This is a genomic window from Nocardioides sp. (assembly GCF_031397825.1).
GTDB lineage: Bacteria > Actinomycetota > Actinomycetes > Propionibacteriales > Nocardioidaceae > Nocardioides.
The window spans coordinates 1-3,062 of record NZ_JANNML010000216.1; the positions used below are offsets into that span (position 1 = coordinate 1).

A 3,062-nucleotide genomic window follows, 5' to 3' on the forward strand; every position below is an offset into this window, starting at 1 on the left:
ATTATTGACTTGCCCTACTTTTACAATTATATAATCCGAGTGGTCTGGACCAGCGGGCGTCGTACGACGGGCGGCGCACGCCTGGGCGATGAGTCCCGGGCGGGGCCGGAGTCTGATCAGGGGAATCCCTGATGCGGACCGTCCCCGCTCCCTGAGAGGCTCCCGCCATGCACCGACAGATCGCCGGCAGGCTCACCGGCAGAGTCACCAAGTGGATCGTGCTCCTCGGCGCGGTCGTGGTCGTGGGCCTCATGGCCCCCCTCAACGCCCAGCTCATCGACGTCCAGAACAACGAGGCCTCCTCCTGGCTGCCGGAGTCCGCCGAGTCGACCCGGGTGCTGGAGGAGCTGACCGGCACGGTCGACCCCAACGACATCGACACCCTCGTCGTCTACTACCGCGAGGGCGGCCTCACCCCCGAGGACCTCGCGGCGATGGACGCCCACGCCGCCGAGATCGCGAAGGTCGACGGGGTCACCGCGGAGGGCGTGCTGTCGCCCAACGTCGCCCAGCAGGCCGGGATCCCCTTCCCGCTGGTCTCCGAGGACGGGGAGGTCGCCAACCTCGCCTTCACCTTCAACTTCGGCGCCGACGGATGGCTGAGCATCCCGGACGCGGCGACGGAGGTGCGCGACATCGCCCGCATCGACGGGGTCACGGTCCACCTCGCGGGCTACGGCGGGCAGGCCGCTGACGCATCGGCGGCCTTCGAGGGCATCGACACCAACCTCATCCTCGCGACGTTGCTCGTCGTGATCCTGATCCTGCTGTTCACCTACCGCAGCCCGATCCTGTGGCTGCTCCCGATCATCTCGGCCGTCTTCGCCTACATGATCTCCGGCGGCGTGGTCTACCTCCTGGCCAAGTACGCCGACCTCACGGTCAACGGGCAGAGCCAGTCCATCCTGGGCATCCTGGTGATCGGCGCCGGCACCGACTACGCCCTGCTCCTCGTGGCGCGCTATCGCGAGGAGCTGCGCCGGCACGAGGACCGGCACGAGGCCATGGCCTTCGCCCTCCACCGCGCCACCCCGGCCATCCTCGCCAGCGCTGCGACCGTGGTCATCGGTCTGCTCTGCCTGGTCTTCTCCGACCTCAACTCGACCGCCGGCCTGGGCCCGGTGCTGGCCGTGGGGGTCGCCGTCACCTTCCTGGTCATGGTGACGCTCCTGCCGGCCCTGCTGGTGATCTGCGGCCGCTGGATCTTCTGGCCCAAGCGCCCGACCTTCGGCTCGGAGGAACCCACCGGCACGGGCATCTGGGCCACGGTGGGATCCGCCATCGCTCCCCGCCCGCGTCGCGTCTGGATCGTGACCACCGGGCTGCTGCTGCTGGCCTGCCTCGGGCTCTTCAAGCTCGACCCGTCGGGCCTGGCGCAGGACGAGCAGTACACAAAGGAGTTCGACTCCATCAAGGGCCAGGCCCTGTTGGCCGATCACGGCCTCGCCGACTCCTCCAACACGATCCAGGTCGTGACCGACAGCGAGGAGGTCCCGGCTGTCGCGGACGCCCTGTCCGGGGTGCCCGGGCTCGGGCAGCCGAGCGAGGCCCTGGACATCGGCGACGGTCGCTCGTTCCTCACCGCGACGTTGGGCAGCGACATGTCGTCGACCGCCTCCTTCGACGCGGTCGAGTCTGCCCGCGAGGCCGTGCACGACATCGACGGTGCCGATGCGCTGGTCGGCGGCGGGTCGGCGTTCTACCTCGACACCAAGATCGCCTCCGAGCGCGACAACGTCGTGATCATCCCGATCGTCCTGCTGGTCGTGCTGCTGATCCTGATGATCCTGCTCCGCGCCCTGGTCGCGCCGCTGATCCTGATTGGCACCGTGATCCTTTCCTTCGGTGCGGCGCTGGGCATCTCGGCCGTGCTGTTCACCGAGGTCTTCACGAGGATCGGGCTCTTCGAGGTCAACGACGGGTTCGCCCACGCCGACCCGGGCTTCCCGCTGTTCGCGTTCGTCTTCCTGGTGGCGCTCGGCATCGACTACAACATCTTCCTGATGACGAGGGTGCGCGAGGAGACCGCCCAGCACGGCACCCGCAAGGGCTCCCTGATCGCCCTGTCGTCCACCGGGGGCGTCATCACCTCGGCCGGACTGGTCCTGGCGGCGACGTTCCTCGTCCTGGGCTCGTTGCCGCTGGTCTTCCTCGCCCAGCTCGGCGTCGCGGTCGCCCTCGGGGTGCTGCTGGACACGATGATCGTGCGCTCGGTGCTCGTGACGGCCATCAATCTCGACCTGGGTGGTCGCGTCTGGTGGCCGAGCAACCTGGACAGGGCCGGCCACGAGGTGAGTCCGCCCGAGGCGGTCAGCGAGCGTGAACGCGTCGGTGTCTGACCCGGCGCACTTCTAGAACACGTTCCACCTGGTGGGCCGGGGAATCACCCCGGCCCACCGCTGGTTAGCCTGACCACAGTGACCGAGCAGCCCACGACCCAGCAGATCCGTCGCGCTCTCGCGCGGGCGGAGCGCGGGGCTGCGCTCGACGTGGCCGAGGCCGCGGCACTGCTGGCCGCGACCGGCGCCGACCTCGACCGGCTGACCACCGCTGCAGCGCGGGTGCGTGACGCAGGACTGGTCGCCGCGGGTCGCCCCGGTGTCGTGACCTACTCGCCCAAGGTGTTCATCCCGGTCACCAAGCTGTGTCGCGACCGGTGCCACTACTGCACCTTCGTGGAGTCGCCCGGCGAGCTGCGCCGCGCAGGGCACACCATGTTCCTGTCTCCCGACGAGATCCTCGACATCGCCCGCCAGGGCGCCGAGCTCGGTTGCCTCGAGGCTCTCTTCACGTTGGGCGACCGCCCCGAGGACCGCTGGCCCGAGGCGCGCGCGTGGCTCGACGAGTCAGGCTACGACTCCACCCTGGCCTACGTGCGGGCGATGGCGATCCGGGTCCTCGAGGAGACCGGGCTGCTGCCCCACCTCAACCCCGGCGTCATGTCGTGGGAGGAGATGAACCGTCTCAAGCCGGTCTCGCCCTCGATGGGGATGATGCTCGAGACCACGAGCCGTCGGCTCTTCGAGACCAAGGGCGAGGCCCACTTCGGCTCCCCCGACAAG

General features: G+C 69.1%; 2 protein-coding genes. Both read left to right on the forward strand.

Annotated elements, in window-relative coordinates:
- Positions 1-167 precede the first annotated feature (167 nt).
- Positions 168-2,339, forward strand: coding sequence for an MMPL family transporter (locus tag RMN98_RS18205; protein WP_309650233.1), 2,172 nt, complete (start codon positions 168-170; stop codon positions 2,337-2,339).
- A gap of 78 nt (positions 2,340-2,417) precedes the next feature.
- On the forward strand, positions 2,418-3,062 hold a 645-nt coding region (locus tag RMN98_RS18210), incomplete at its 3' end, for a radical SAM protein (RefSeq protein ID WP_309650234.1).